Origin of the sequence: Desulfosediminicola ganghwensis, assembly GCF_005116675.2 — a bacterium.
Lineage (GTDB): Bacteria > Desulfobacterota > Desulfobulbia > Desulfobulbales > Desulfocapsaceae > Desulfopila > Desulfopila ganghwensis.
In genome coordinates, this window is sequence record NZ_CP050699.1 from 4102562 (window position 1) to 4117617 (window position 15056).

General features: G+C 42.6%; 15 protein-coding genes. 1 reads left to right on the plus strand and 14 read right to left on the minus strand.

Annotated features, from left to right (window positions below; translation table 11 throughout):
- Positions 1–115: 115 nt before the first annotated feature.
- From FCL45_RS17530 to FCL45_RS17550, 5 genes are all read right to left on the minus strand, one after another.
- Positions 116–1204: an HlyD family secretion protein gene (locus tag FCL45_RS17530; RefSeq protein ID WP_136799015.1), complete on the minus strand. Its 1089-nt coding sequence runs from the start codon at positions 1202–1204 to the stop codon at positions 116–118.
- Positions 1205–1218: 14 nt separating this feature from the next.
- Entirely contained in the window at positions 1219–3453 is a 2235-nt protein-coding gene (locus FCL45_RS17535; RefSeq protein ID WP_136799014.1) for a TolC family protein, read from the minus strand.
- Between the two features lie 11 nt (positions 3454–3464).
- The gene (locus FCL45_RS17540; protein ID WP_136799013.1) at positions 3465–4811 is read right to left on the minus strand and encodes a glycosyltransferase family 2 protein; all 1347 of its coding nucleotides are present in this window, start codon (positions 4809–4811) and stop codon (positions 3465–3467) included.
- An 11-nt stretch (positions 4812–4822) separates the two neighbouring features.
- On the minus strand, positions 4823–6238 hold the full coding sequence (locus tag FCL45_RS17545; RefSeq protein ID WP_136799012.1) for a TackOD1 domain-containing metal-binding protein: 1416 nt from the start codon (positions 6236–6238) through the stop codon (positions 4823–4825).
- Positions 6239–6489: 251 nt separating this feature from the next.
- The gene (locus FCL45_RS17550; RefSeq protein WP_136799011.1) at positions 6490–6672 is read right to left on the minus strand and encodes a hypothetical protein; all 183 of its coding nucleotides are present in this window, start codon (positions 6670–6672) and stop codon (positions 6490–6492) included.
- A 108-nt stretch (positions 6673–6780) separates the two neighbouring features.
- Between FCL45_RS17550 and FCL45_RS17555 the strand changes: the two genes are divergently transcribed.
- Positions 6781–7917, plus strand: coding sequence for an IS4 family transposase (locus FCL45_RS17555; protein ID WP_176360061.1), 1137 nt, complete (start codon positions 6781–6783; stop codon positions 7915–7917).
- Positions 7918–7960: 43 nt separating this feature from the next.
- Here the strand turns inward: FCL45_RS17555 and FCL45_RS17560 are convergent, their stop codons facing one another.
- From FCL45_RS17560 to tnpA, 9 genes are all read right to left on the minus strand, one after another.
- A complete protein-coding gene (locus tag FCL45_RS17560; RefSeq protein ID WP_136799009.1) occupies positions 7961–8305 on the minus strand; it encodes a hypothetical protein in 345 nt (114 codons plus the stop codon).
- 501 nt (positions 8306–8806) lie between these two features.
- Positions 8807–9139: a putative signal transducing protein gene (locus FCL45_RS17565; protein WP_176360062.1), complete on the minus strand. Its 333-nt coding sequence runs from the start codon at positions 9137–9139 to the stop codon at positions 8807–8809.
- Between the two features lie 92 nt (positions 9140–9231).
- The gene (locus FCL45_RS17570) at positions 9232–9543 is read right to left on the minus strand and encodes a hypothetical protein (RefSeq protein WP_136800068.1); all 312 of its coding nucleotides are present in this window, start codon (positions 9541–9543) and stop codon (positions 9232–9234) included.
- Positions 9544–9764: 221 nt separating this feature from the next.
- Positions 9765–11315: a transposase gene (locus tag FCL45_RS17575; protein WP_176360014.1), complete on the minus strand. Its 1551-nt coding sequence runs from the start codon at positions 11313–11315 to the stop codon at positions 9765–9767.
- A 168-nt stretch (positions 11316–11483) separates the two neighbouring features.
- Positions 11484–12050: a hypothetical protein gene (locus FCL45_RS17580; RefSeq protein WP_136798320.1), complete on the minus strand. Its 567-nt coding sequence runs from the start codon at positions 12048–12050 to the stop codon at positions 11484–11486.
- Between the two features lie 82 nt (positions 12051–12132).
- Entirely contained in the window at positions 12133–12390 is a 258-nt protein-coding gene (locus FCL45_RS17585; RefSeq protein WP_136798321.1) for a hypothetical protein, read from the minus strand.
- Positions 12391–12491: 101 nt separating this feature from the next.
- The gene (gene tnpC / locus FCL45_RS17590; RefSeq protein ID WP_420811240.1) at positions 12492–14063 is read right to left on the minus strand and encodes an IS66 family transposase; all 1572 of its coding nucleotides are present in this window, start codon (positions 14061–14063) and stop codon (positions 12492–12494) included.
- 62 nt (positions 14064–14125) lie between these two features.
- Positions 14126–14473 (minus strand): IS66 family insertion sequence element accessory protein TnpB, encoded by a 348-nt coding sequence (gene tnpB / locus FCL45_RS17595; protein WP_136798322.1) that lies wholly within the window; start codon positions 14471–14473, stop codon positions 14126–14128.
- Positions 14470–14799, minus strand: coding sequence for an IS66 family insertion sequence element accessory protein TnpA (gene tnpA, locus FCL45_RS17600; protein ID WP_136798323.1), 330 nt, complete (start codon positions 14797–14799; stop codon positions 14470–14472). Before tnpA ends, tnpB begins: the two co-directional genes overlap by 4 nt.
- Positions 14800–15056 lie beyond the last annotated feature (257 nt).

Genomic DNA, 15056 nt, shown 5'->3' on the forward strand with positions numbered 1-15056 from the left:
CGATTTAAAATTTGCCGCAGCAATACAAGGCGAATGCTTTTGCAGCACTAAAAGTGTTGCAAAAGCCTCTTTATTCTTAAGGGGTGAAAAGGTCAGGGAAAAACTCCTGGCTGGTTCACGTAAACATATTTTTCACTTTATCGATTATCTGCTGGAGAGGGGTGATGAAATTAACTTCAACGGGCAGACCATCAATGCGTTCCTCCTCGGGAATAGGATCCACGGGAACAAGATGAACAATTACCATCCGCTGGCGCCCGAGCATTGGCGTAGCAAGATAAGAAGGCAATCTTCCTGTTACACTAGGATTATATTGGACGCGGCCCTTAATGATTTTTCCAGATGGAAAAATGATATCTGCAATTTCGCCTTGCTGAACACGATCGACGTCACTTGGCTGCATAAATGAGGCGATGACTTGTCTGTCCTGACGGGCCACACTGATCATCTCTCCGCCTTTTTGCACAACCTGACCCTGCGTGACACTTATTTCTGTCACTTGTCCTGCGTAGGTTGCCATAACAGAAAGCTGCTGTCGTTTTGACTCTAATTTCTCCAACTTGGCAAACGCTTCGGTAAATTCGGGTGTTTTTCTTAGATCTTTCGGGGTCTGCTGCTGACGTTGTGACCATTGCTTGAGTTGATAATCAGCTCCGTTAAGCTGGGAGAGAGCCGTGTTCAACTGGGAAAGTGCCGCTTTCTGCTCAGCGACAGTTGCGGCTCTTTGCTGATAGAGGAAAGAGATATTAGCTAGCCGTTTCTTTTGATATACAACAGCATCTTCAGCCAGTTTTTTCTGTTTTAACAAATATTCTCCAGAGATAGAATCATCCTCAGGATCAGCCAGAAGTCCATCGATGGTTCTTTGTATACGGGCAAGTTCATAGTCAAGTTCCTGATCCTTCAAAACTATCAGCTGATCACCAATATTTACCTGTTGTCCTCTCTCAACTTTGATTTCTTGCACAACACTATCCGCAGGGCTTTGGTATGGATGGAGATCCAGGACCACAAACCCTGATGAAGGGGCGATAAACATGCTGATCATCATCTTTAGGCCAAAATAGATAAACGGACTTAAGACGATGAGCAGTGTAAGACGCCATTTTAGATTGGCTAAGGTGCGCTTGGCAGGGCCATATTGAACAGGTATCTGCCCTTCTCGGGTAGGATCTCTCCGCTTACGATTATAGCTGATCTTCATTCTCTATTCCGACTTTATTTCACTTTAGAAGCTTTCAGGAATTGTGTGTATGATACCCAGTCCTGAATATATACATCTCCGTGCCATCCAGCAGTAACATCACCAGCTATAAAGTCCTGCCTAACCTTCTCAAAGACTTCTCTATCCTGATGAGCATAACTGTTTTTAAATCCCAAGGAAGGTTCAACACTTTGAGCAATCGCAAACTGTATCTTTGGATACTCTTTAGAAAAGCTGGCCATCTGTTCAGCAACACTTTTGTGATCAGTACGATAGATCATTACCACAACTCTATTAAGCGGCAGGTTGCTCAGTCCGCAACCGAAACAGATAGTGGTCTGTTGTTTGTCGAGCAATCTTGGATGTATACTTACTTCAATTGGATGCTCGCTAACCTCAGTTGCGACCTGTGTTGTCCTCAGCAATTGAGCAGATAGGTACTCAAGTCCATAGTTCTTTACATCCAGTTGAGATGGCTCCATGTCCAGATGCACACTTGCAAAGTTAAACTGATTCACACCCTGCAGTATTTCCATCAATCGATCACGAAACTCTGGCAAAATCCATGTTGGTTCGCCAAGCAACAGGCTGACTGTCAGTCCATGCTTCTGACAATCAGCTAAAACCTGTCTCAGATGCATTGTTCCCTCAGCGCTCTTGATATAGGCAAGTAAACCTTGGTCTAAAGAGACTAAGATCTTGGCGATTGATTGTTTCTTAAAGAGCAATGGTGAGAAATCATTATCGAAAATGATTGCACCATCCCACAGATACACGGCTGTTACTGGTTTTATGCTGGTCTCTGTCAGTGAAATATTTTCTGATGCTCCCTCGACGAACGAACTCGCTAAAGATGTTTCAAGGGGCAAAATGACAGAGGTCTCACTGGAAACCAGTGATTTTCTGGTGGCTTCTTCAGGACAAAAACGCAAAATTTTGGCTGCACTCTGTAAAAAGCGAATTTCCCCATCGACAAAATCTATGGCTGAGCGGTAATATCGATATCGGGCCTGCTGATATTGTTCAAAAACATCCCCATCAACTCTGTCGAGACGAAGGGTCCTCTCTCGCAACTGTTCGGTTCTCGCTTGCAACTGCCTTGCGTTATCACTTTTTCTTGAACGTTCCGAATCGAAGTTACGCAGACGATCCGTCAAGTTGAACTTAACCTCTGCAGTTTTGGCGGCCAAATCTTGTTGATATCGCCTCAAACGCTTTTGTGTCACCAGATGATTACTTGCATCCGCCGCAAAGGGATTGAGCGGCATAATCACATCAAGGCTCACCAAGCCCCCATAACCAATATCTGTATTAACATTTTCGGAACTGGCGACAAATCCCCTCACAGTGAAGTTGCCCTTCACATCATTTTTCAGATAACGCTGTTTCTTGAGTTGCAGATCAACCATGTTTTGGTACATAAGAATTTCAGGATCTTGGTGCAGGACAGTAAGTCCGTCATCCACGTTTTCGCATGTCATCGGCAGGTCGGGCACATATGCCAGTGGGCTGGCAATACGGATTTCAGTCAACAGCTGAATGATATCACGAGCACGTTCCGCTGCATTCATATTAACTTTCCGCTCACGTTCGACACGTTCTAAAACGGTTATAAAATCATAGTAATCAGAAGGTAATATCAGGCCAAGATCTTTACGTCTGCTGAGTACATGGCGATCATTGGACTCACTGCTAAGAAACGCCTCCGCAAGAGCAATCTTTTTTTCTGTTCCCCACAATATTATATAACTGAGGCGCAATTGCTCCAAAGCCTCACGGCGGTTAAGCTCTACCTTGAGATGCGCATTTTCTGCAACAGCTTCAAGCTCCAGCAGATTTGCCGTTTCGTCTTTATACTTGCCAAACAGTGGGTAAGTAAGGCCTGCAGTAATTTGAGCAGGATAATATTCTTTGCGCTTATTCGAGCTAAGTTGCTCATTGGTGTAACCACCTCTGGCTGAACCAACTATCTTCCACCCTATAACCTTCTGTTCATGATTAAGCTGAGCCTGTAGCTCTTCTAATAATGCAATTTCTGAAATTACTGCAGGAGAACTCTCGACAGCTTGTTCAAGTGCTGCTAGTGAATAATTTGAAGCATTTTTCTTGCTCGCTGCGACATTTTTATCCGCTGAAGAAGCTGGTGAATTCGTAAAAAAGCACAACGTAATCAGGCATAGAACTGGGAGCAAAGCAGGCTTGTGCTTTAACGTACCGGGCAATTTATTTTTATTGAGCAGAGAGATCATCGGGTCCTTAGTTAAAATTTAGTTTTCTTTAAAACCCACCATGGAGCCATTGATGAATCTAAATGAGCGTTCTGGATCAATTCTTTTAGTGAGGCAACAGCAGACCAGACTCTGACCACAAATGAAAAAATAGGGAAAAACGGCAAATAAAATATCAGAGCAGCATCCTGCAACTGCCGTTCTGATAAAAATATCAAAAAGACCAAGTACATAAATGCGCTGACAACCAGGTATGCCAAATAGATAAACAACATTATTGCAGCTACAAGCTCCGGCGGGAAAACTACAATAATATAAACTGTATACAATACAATCAGAAAAGGCATGACAATTTGAAAAAACAAACCTGTCCAGACCATCATGAACGAATTGCGCCAACCAAGAAGGCCAGGTCGAATACGAGATTTATGTTTTTTCAGATAAAGGTAGAGCAGATCACCGTCCCAACGTAATCGCTGTGAAAAAAACTGACGCAATGTTACGGGTGCATCTGTATGGCCTATGGCCTTGGGAGCAAAAACAATACGTAGAGATGGGTATCTTCCAAGGTATCCTTTTATTCGAATCGTCAAATCAAGATCTTCTGCTGTCCCTGCATCCCATCCGCCGACCTGTTCTAAAAATTGCCGCCGATGTATACCAAAGGCACCTGAAATATTATTGACAATGTTAAACTCGCTCAGTCCAGTCTTACCGAGATAAATTGAGATAAGATATTCAATTGCCTGTAGTTTCGTGATTAGTGAAGATGTTATATTCCGGACTCGAAGATTGCCTGCGACAGAGACCACATTGTCATCAGTAAAAGGTCGTGTCGCTTCAAAGACCATATCGTTGTCAAAAGAAGTGTCGCCATCAAGGGCCATCACAATTTCTCCTTGTGACAGGCTAAGGCCTAGATTCATTGAGGACACACGCCCGCCCCGCTGCCATTTTGGAATAATCCGCAGGGTTCTGTTTGGGAAATTGCTCACATAGGCTTCCATTGATTTTGCAGCTCTATAGGTGGAAGCGTTCTGGGCAGCACCATCCATGATGGCGAGAATTTCTATTGGCCCTTCGTATATCTGCTCCGTCAGACTGCGAATGGTCAGTTTAACAGCATCTTCTTCAGAATAGCAGAGTGCAATGCAGGATACTGAGGGGACATAGCCGGCAGAAGGAGCAGGGGTTAATCTTTTCCTTAACAAATAAAAAAACACCCCGACGACAATCAGCAAATACAGAGGAAACTCAAGAAAAAGCGCAAATGGCACAAATTTCAAGATAAATCCATCTAAATGAGCAAGTGGTGTGACAAAAAAACCCTGGAAAATCAACAGAACATCTAAGAAAAATCCTTTTGTCTGAACCAGCATAAAACGCCTCGTTAATTGATACTTAGCTGCTGCTGTATCAGTTCGATAATTTTTTCAGGTGTATCGTGTTCCTGGGACTCGCCAGGAATTGTCATTGCTGCAATACGGAAATCAAGGCTCGTGTGGCTTCCCTTTTGCGCTACGCCGGTTTTGGTTTTTAGTATTCGTTCTATCACAACTTTGCGACCTTCAAGGTCAGTCTTTGGTAGCAGAAACCAGATATCATTCTTGCCACCTAAAGAGGTAATATCGGTAGTTCTAAGATGTGATTTAACTCGCGTGATGTATTCGTCTACCAGTTCAAGTAAACGAGCAATTCCTAAATTTTCCTCAATATCGTCAAAGTTAGTAGCTCTAATAGCAAAGATGGTAAATTCATCATCTCTATAACGTTGAGTCATTGTGAAAAGCCAACTAAATAGATAAAGAAAATAAGGATAATTTACATTATCCAAGCTGTCGAACAAAGTTGAGGCTTCTTCTATTTGACCTGTCTTGGCAGCGATAATCGCTTTTTCGGTGAGGGAATAGTTTCTATAGTTTTTAACCTCTAGATCTTCCGGTTCTGTCATTTTTCCACAACGAGGACAAACAGCGACAATAAGTGGATCCGAAAAAGTACTATGGCAGTCAGTGCAGGTATAATTCTCAAGTGGCCTGTCATAATCAGTGCCGATGTGTCGCAGTCGCTCGCTACATTGAGGGCATACCAGATGTCCTGGTTGGGTTTTAAACTCTTTTTCAGGTTTCACAGCACCGCAGGTAAAGCAATGCAAGAAGGACTCTTGTTGAATCTGGATTGAACGACAGTTGCAACAAACGTCAATATAACTTGGGTTTGCAAGTTGGCAGTGAGGGCAATTCCGTACTCGGTCAACGAGCTTTCCTTCTTCTAGCAGAGATCTCTGAACCTGCATGGCCAGCCAGTCGTCCGTTTGTCTGGAAAAGCCAATCAACAGCTCCACCTCTGGATACGTATACATAGCTGGAGATTGCCAATCCTTTACCGGGGCAATATCCTTACCACGCACATACATATAGAGAAGTACAGAGAAAAGAGGACTTGCAAGGACCTTATGAAAATCATACATCAGTCCATTGAGCCTCTCACAAATAGGTTGAGCACGCTCAAGCGCTTCTTGGGTACTACTTACAAGCCCATCGGACAGAGCATCTGGTGCAGAGCCAATTGGCTCTGTTAAAAAAATAGGTTTAAGGCAAAATTGCAGTTGAGTTCTTAGCCGAAGCAGTTGGTCTTCTTTTATCTCTATATTCTTTATGTCAAGAACAACTGCAGAATATGCGAAGATCGAAGGGTCAAGAGAGTTTCCTGTAATCCTAGGAGCTTCGAGGAGATGCACCTCTTTATCCCAGTGATTGGGTCTATCTGTGAGTACCAATATGTTCACTTGTCTATCATCTATCATCAGTTCGCATAAGTAATTATTATCAAGAAATACTGAACTGCCCCGGTTTTTTCTAAGACAGTTTTCGTTTGAGTCAAGCAGCCTTTCTTGACTCTTCCGGTTGATAATACTCTTTCTCACGTTTGAGTGGGGAATTTTTTTTATTGGTTCCAGTATCCGGCAATTATTAAAACAATCCACCCACTCCAGCGTTGCATATTCAACAGCATCACAACCCTTCCAGGGACCTCGATGGTAAAAGACTGCTGGGTTCAAATAATAAGTGCAACACTCTTACCTATAAAGGCTTCCAGGGGAGTTAGCCCTGCAAGTACATTTCTCGGTGTTAGGATTAACAATAAAAACCTATCTTCTATTTTCTGCTCAGACAGAACTGAAATATCAAATCCCTTGGGCCAGAAACGTCGAGTTCTGCCATTTGTATTTTCATTCACTGCTGTCTCCCAAATAATAACGTGATTAGGTATACATAAAGGCTCAGAGAGCTTCTTGTGTTATAGTGAATTTGCGAAAAACTATATAATAACAAGGAGATCCGAGTCATGGCTCATTCTAACACAATCCTAAATCAGATTGCTTCATTTTTCCCAAGACATGATTTTGAGAAACTGGCAAAAAAGCACCATCATGGACAAAAGTTTCGCTCCTTCAACAGATGGAGCCAGTTTCTCGCCATGACTATAGCCCAAGTCACTTCCAGAAAGAGCCTTCGTGACTTAGTCAGCAACCTGGCAGTTCAAAAGTCTCGTTTGTATCATTTGGGTATGGGGCCAACTAGCCGGGCCACCTTGGCTCGTGTCAATGAGCAACAGCCTTATGAGACTTTCAAAGCTATGTTCTTTCAGCTTTTGCATAAGTGCCAGGCGAATGCTCCGAAGCATAGGTTTAAGTTCAAGGGTAAAATTTATTTACTCGATGCAACGATGGTCAATCTCTGTCTCTCAGTGTTCCCGTGGGCTAGCTACCGCAAAAGCAAGGGTGCCATGAAATTACATTTTGGCCTTGATGCAAGTGGCTATCTTCCAGTCTTCATGGATATGACGGAGGGTAAAAAACATGAAATCGAATGGGCACGATCTCTTAACCTGCCTGCCGGTTCTTGTGTGGTTTTTGACCGAGAATTCACCGATTACACTTGGTACGACACCCTCGACAAACGCAAAATAACATTCGTAACACGGCTTAAAAGTAATGCAAAAGTCTATCGTTACGGCAACCGACGTAAACCCGATTCTCCATATGTTCTTGAAGACCAAAAGATAAAAATTCCAGGATATCAGTTCACTTTTCGACGGATTATATATGTTGATCCAGAAACGGGCATTGAGTATCAGTTTGTGACAAATTCTAGGAAACTCAAAGCCTCAGAAGTTGCTGCAATTTATAAAGAACGCTGGCAAATCGAGCTGTTCTTTAAGTGGATCAAGCAACAACTAAAAGTGAAGACGTTTCTTGGAACATCTGAAAACGCAGTACTTACAGAGCTATGGATTGCCCTCTGTGTCTATCTAATGCTGTCGTATTTTAAATTCATGGCCAAATTCAAAGGATCGCTCACGCAACTGCTCAGACTATTGCAATTGAACATTTTTGAAAGAAGACCGTTGGCTGATTTGCTAAAGCCGCCTGACAAACTGGTAAAAACACAATTTACGCCGCAACTTGCATTGTGGGATTAACTATGAGACAGCAGTGGCTTGTTATACTGTTAGTGCCTTAAGTTTATATGTTATTTTTTTCATTATCTTTAGCATTTTTTTCTTCTTCATCGGTATAAATAATTCCACCCCTCTGCGAGCTACCAGGTTTACCGATTGGCATCACATATGTTTTTTTATTCTGCTCGTTGTATTCTTTGCCATGAATAAAATTCCATATAAGAACACCCCATATTAAACCGAAGCCAAAACCGAATGCAGATAAAAGGCCAACTGTTGGTAAGTCATATGAATTGAAAATCACATAAATCACAGGAGCGGTAACCATACCTGCAAGGCCGCCATAAATTGGCTTTTTTATTGAGGCAATTCCAGAAAAAATGAAGAATGCAATTATTTTATATAGCATTTAACAACCTCATGTTTAGTAAAACAATCGAGGTACGACGGCCAGTTACCCAACCGCCCCCTCACAGATCCCTGCGTGCGGTTTTCCCGCACAAGGCTCCTCTGTATTATTCGCTTCGTACAAAAGCAATTAGCTCCAGTACCCGATTATCCGAGGCCTTGGAATCACCGTGTGGTCAGTAAACAGGTTGCTTCCACACTCATCCCAGATCAGCTCGCGTTACCCTGGTTTTGATGACGTCTGTCAACGCTGATTTCGGCACCTCGTCGGTGGTTCACTTTCGTTCATCTTCCTAAAACATACCTGACAGATTTACTTTCTGCCTTTTCCTACTCGCTCACTACCATGGCTCTTTACCACAGCAGCAGTAGGTGGTTTGAACCCAAATCCTGCAACCCGAGTTTGAAGGGCCCTCCTTCATCTTTCATAAAGTTACGGAAAGCTAGTTGCTCTTTCCTTCGTGGCACACGCGAGCTTCAGCGAGTCCGGTGGAATGTCTTGTTATCGCTTTTTTAATATTCTTCTTGGGACAAACCACCTAAAAATTAAAAACTCTATAATGACACTGATCTTCACTTTTAGTTTTTCTTCTTCATTATAGTATCCATCATTATTGTATGAATTTTCTAAGTAAATTTCTATTAGTTCATTTGCTTTCTCTACATCTTCATTTATAACGTAAATAGTTTTCTGGTTGAATAGTTCAATTGGTGGCCCTAGCCTCAATGAACCAAAAAAGTCGTTATGAACATAAAAATTTACATTTTCACTCATTAAAATACTTTTGATAAAGATTAAATCGAATTCATTTTCTGGATTGTAGATCTTTATCATCAATTTTTATTTCGAAAACGTGGAGTTCAGGGGCGCGCGCCCTTTGCGCGTCCCTTGCAACGCATGGTTATATGATAATATTTGTTACATTTCTAATTTTTAAAAGGAATATCAAAGCCAGCAAAAGCAATGCTACTTAAAACATAAAAAATACTGAATGGTATAATATTACTCAGATTCACTATAAATATAGTCGTTTTACTACCATACAGGGCAAGATATTCCTCGCGTTTTATATGGCTTATCGTGAATATGTAAGTAAGATTTGTTGAAACGGAAAGAAACCAGAATAGCACATACTTTTCTAAAGAATTATCAGTCAATACTTGATACATCGTTGCGAATACGCAGGCAATAATTATAACCCCAGTTAATATTAATGCATTTTGGATTTTAGTATTCACTTTATAATTCCTCGTGCATTACCGTTTTCTGTTCATATAACGAGCCTGTAGAAAAAGGCAGTTCAAAATCCCGAAGATTCCCTCAACCGATTTCAGGAGGGTTCCAAAAATCTACTTTCCTAGCCGCCTATTTCGATTCCACTTGTTCTTTACCTTGCTCTATTTGCCCTCAAGTCCATTTGTGAACATTCTTGGAACTATTCTCCTCTACGATCTACCTGTCAGCTGCCTACTACCGCTCCATACGAGTGGATCTTTTTCAGGTTATGGACCATGCAGAACAGGTTCCACTGCGCATTCACTTTTCGTTTTCCTCGAAGACTGAATCGATCAAGTTTCATGGTTGACCGTATATGGCCAAAGGGTGGCTCACCAACAGCGAGTCGCATGCCATAGATTGCTCGACCAATGGTTGAATCAATCTTTCGTTTCATCTTCTCTGTGAATCGCTCATTACCGTTACGCTTTTTCCCCGGAAAGTAAGCTAGCTGACGGGCCTCGGTTTTCTCTGGCTTTCGTAAACACTCACGTCGCAATTGACATGGGAGGCAGTCTCGCTTAGCTCCTTTAAACTTGTAGGCCTGATAGTCTTTCACCTTGGCGTTGCAGCCATTGCGGTAGAGTTTCTTGCCGGCCGGACAAATAGCGTGGCTCAAATCATCAGCGAAAGTAAAATGTTCAGGCCGAAAGAGTCGCTTTCCACCGGCCCTGGTCGCAAAGTGATAAGCGGGGAGATCTTTATAGCGCTCCGCTGTGGCAAAGCGAGGATCTCGTTTGCGGAAACGAGTATCCGCAACATACCCATCTATATTCTCTGTATAGAGGTACTCGAGATTCTTCTCGGAATGATAACCGCTATCCGCTACAACTTTGGCCTTACCAAATACATCTTGGTCGCCTATCTGTTCCAAGTTAGACTGTATCGACTTCAGCGAAGGTACAAGGAGATTGGACTCACTGCCCTGCCCATAGGCTTCTGCTCCAACAATGACTTGGTGCTTCTTGTCCACTGAGGCAACACCGACATACCCCTGTATTACCCCTTTCGATGTGGCCATCTTGGCAGAGTCATTATCGGTAATGTTTGATTTAACCGGTTTGCCGCCACTGCCACGTCGGTCATCATGGTCTTTCAGCCAATCCCTTATCTTGGCAGCACTTTTTTGTAGTTTCTTCTTATATTTCTCTTCATGATCCCGAACTTCCGGCTCTATCTTCTCAAGATCCATGGACTTGTGACGGATGATCATTCTGTGCAGAGCTCGCTCTATCTTTTCAACCTTTTTGGTCAAATCGGCTTTGGTGCCACTCCATTCCTTAGAGGCATTGCTTGGGAGTTTGCAGCCATCAATAGCAAACATCTCTCGGCCAATAAGGTTCTGCTGGTCACAGATCAGCAGTACTTGAAGAAAGAGAGAGACAACCTCTTTGTCCATACTGGAAACGAAACTGGCAATTGTTGTGAAGTGGGGTCTGGTATTGGCTGAAAGGGCCATGAAAAGGATGTTTTTTTCACAGCACTCGGAAATTGCACGACTAGAAGTAATACCTCGTGAATAGGCAAACAGGATAATCTTCAGCAAGATCCGTGGGTCATAGGCTGGGGCACCAGTTTCGTCGTTGGTGAACCTGGCATCAAAGATGGAAAGGTCGAGTTCGTGATCGACCAGATAGTTCAGGGTGTACTCGAAAGTCCCTTTTTGTATCTGCTCACTGAAGAATACTGGTATGAACATCCCCTGAGCGTATGAATACGGCTTGTATTTGGCCATGGCTTCCGACTTTCGGCAGGGTTAAGGGGTTGATTACCATCGAATGAAGCTAAATATAACCCTAAATGCCTGATATTGCTATGACCAATACCTTTTTCTACAGGTTCAACGTGGAATTGAGGGGCGTGCGCCTTTTGCGCGTCCCTCTCTATTGATTTGTTAGCATTATTATAATTTCGATATCAAGATTACATATTTTTGTAGCAATTCGAAGTAAACTTTAAATATATCATCACCTATTTTGTATATTTTACGGTTGTCTATTTCCAACATAGACTTTGCCATTGTAGAACCGTTTTCAATTCTATGCCCATATAGATTGTTTCTTATACCTTTCAGGCAATTAAAATGATGACTAGTTATCAACCGTAATTTCTTGATTATATTTTTTAACTCTTTCAGAGGATCAGGCCCTATCGTTTCATTCGTGATTTTTGCTATTTCTTCGCCAATAATTTTATCTTGATGATTTATTAGCTCATAACTCATATGAGCTACATTTCTAGCGAAATAATTTGCCTCATATTCGTTATTTACACTCCGTGATACATCTAAATATTTGAGGCCAACAATCAAATCAGTAAGTGAAATAGCAATATACATAGCCTTTTCATAGAACGGAAAGAGATACTTGTGTTCTGGTTTATCTAGAATTTTATGGTGTGCTTTTAAGTGTTTTGTAGTGCTGTTTAGTCGCGTTATTAAATAATCGTATGATTGAATAGTTTCGATCATATTTTTCTTAAAGTGCTAACGTGGAGTTCAGGGGCGCGCGCCTTTTGCGCGTCCCTTGCAACGTTTTGTTATAACTTGTTTATTACTTATTGTTGTCTCTAATGTTTTTTCTATTTAATATTTCTTGCTTTAATGAATTTAGGCATTCATATTTTGAGTTTAGATCATTTGTAAGATTTTGCTTCTGCTGAGAATCATTGCTTAGGCTATACTGCGCTTCTATTTCACTTATATCGTTAACCAAGGAACTTAGGTTCTGCTCTTCTTCTTTGGATAGTTCGATAATCTTCAAGAATTTATCATCTACATTATCACTCAACTTATTGATTTGCTCAATCAACAGAGTAACGTCTTGGCCTGTACGGATTAATTCGTTTTTCTTCTGTTTTAAGCTTCCAATTTCAAGCAGATCTTGGGAAGCAGATTCAAAGTAAGCGGTAATTAAACCCCACTCATGGTACCGTCTATTCTCAAATCATCAGCTTGCAGGTTCATGGGCAATAGCTTCAATAAATCTGGGCGAGATTCTGCAAAAGGTAATTTCTCAAACAGGTATCTCAGATAATTATAGGGTTCCAGATTATTGGCTTTGGCAGTCTCAACCAAGCTATAGAGCGTGGCGCTTGCTTTCGCACCTTCCTGTGTGCCTGCAAATAGCCAGTTTTTTCTGCCAACAACAAATGGACGTATTGCATTTTCAGCCGCGTTATTGTCTGGCGTCATATCTGGAAAATCGAGATAGACCAGTAGGCGCTGCCATTGATTAAGGGTGTAATTCACTGCAGCTCCCAGCAAACTCTTTGGTGCCACCTGGCCTGCTTTTTTGCTTAGCCAAAGGAAAAAATCGTCCAAAACCGGTTTGGCCTTTTTCCGACGAAAGGCCAACAATTCCATGCCGGAAAGTTTATTTCTGGTACCTTCTTTTTCCACACCATAAAGCTTACGAATATAGTTCAACGCTACATCCGTGCTGCCGGTCTTTTTCGTTTTGCCACGACCTTTCTGCACATCGACAAATTTACGGCGTACATGTGCCCAGCAACCTGCATGGGCAATGCCAGGCTGTGCATCAAGAAAATCATATGCCGCGTAACCATCTGATTGCACAGCTCCCTGATAGCCGTCCAGCAACTCTTTAGCGATCCTGGCTGAGCGGCTTGGGGCATAATGATAGAGCAATCCGGGATGATGTGGATCACCACCGCGACATATCCACATATATGACTTACTTGTTGGCGACCGCCCTGGTTCAGCCAGAACCTGAACCGAAGTTTCGTCAATATTGATCAACGGACCGGAATGAACCTTCTGCCACAGCAGTTCAAGAAGTGGTGTGCAGGAATTTGCTGCTTTCATAGCCCAGTTGGCCATGGTTGCCCGGGGTAGTTCTGCCCCTAATCGGGCAAATTGTCGTTCCTGTCGGTAGAAAGGGAGTGCATCGCAGAATTTCGCAGTAACTATATGGGCGAGTAAGCCTGCAGTGGCGATCCCCTTGTTGATAATCTGCTTTGGTGGCGGGGCGATTTTCACTACCGCCCCTTCAGTCTCCAGACCTTCACAGGATTTGCAGGCATATTTGGGACGAATGTGACGTACAACCTGGATAACTGCCGGGATAATATCCAGCTTTTCAGAAACATCTTCTCCAATGCGATCCAGTTCCGCTCCGCAGCCACAGACTTTTGCATTTTCGGGAATATCATGTACGATTTCTACTCTGGGCAGGTTGGCCGGCAATGGCTTGCGACCGCGTTTCGCTCGAGTATGCTCAGGAACTTCCACAACCTCTTCGACCGATTCCACCTCAGGTTCGGGCATATCGAATAATGGCAATTGCATCACACCTGATTCGGCAGCATCTTTTTCACTCTTTTTGCCGAACAGTTTGGCATAAAGCAGGCGGACCTGTTCTCGTAAAAGAGCGGTTTCCCGCTCATAACGACGCTGGGTTTCCACCAGCAACCGTTTGAGTTCTGCAGGATCATTCGGAAGGTTTGCGGTTTCGAAATTCATGCACGCAATATACCACAAAGCCAGTGCCATAACAGCTACTTCAGGCAATATATTCATAAATATCACGATACTGAATTATAGCTGAGTTGCCTGTGTGCCTGCTGCAAATCAAGGCCGTGTAAAAGCCACTGCAAAGCTGTCTCATGAATCTCAATCACCTCTTCCTCTGATTCGGGCCAGCGAAAGGTTTCTGCCTCCAGCCTTTTCTGCCAGATGCAGAAACCGTTTTGGTACCAGTACAAAATCTTGACCATATCGCGTTTCCTATTACTGAAAGCGAAAAGACTCCCTGAAAAAAGATCCAGGTCGAACTGATCTTCCACCAGAAGAGACAATCCGTTAATCGACTTTCGCATATCTGTGGCACCAAGAGCGATGTATACTCGGACTTTTTCCGGAGTGGGAATCATGTAAGCTGCTCCAGAGTCGTCACAACTTTTTTAAACTGCTCAGAACAAAAGTCGCCCTGAATCTCAAGCTTGAAGCGATCAATATGCACAGCCAGGGAAGCTTTAACATTTGTATCAGGGGTTGATGTTGGGACTGCAAGAGGATAAAACGCTGGCTCGTTCTCGATCCGGCAATTCAGTTTTCGTTTCCAGTAGCCGAAAGTTGCCAGGGCAATTCCGTTCGACTGACAATAGGCTTTCTGGCTTTGGCTACCTGCTTCCCAGGCACTGATATGTTTTTGCCAGTAGCCCTGCTTCTTTTGAAGTTTCGAAATGTTTCTGTCCACGATGTATACCTCCTTGGTTGTAGTGAGGCATACTGGAACATGAATTTATTGGCTTGAAAAGATGGGGTTAATTTGGCGCTTACGATTCAAATAAATCTTTTCTTTCATTGTATATCTTAACAGTTAAGCAAGGTTCATCAGAACTCATAGGTATTAGCTGCAAAGAATATGCAGAACACAATGATAAGTATACTACATGTTAGCATTCTCATTTGCACAAATATTAATTACTTAACTTATTCATGAAGCATCATTTA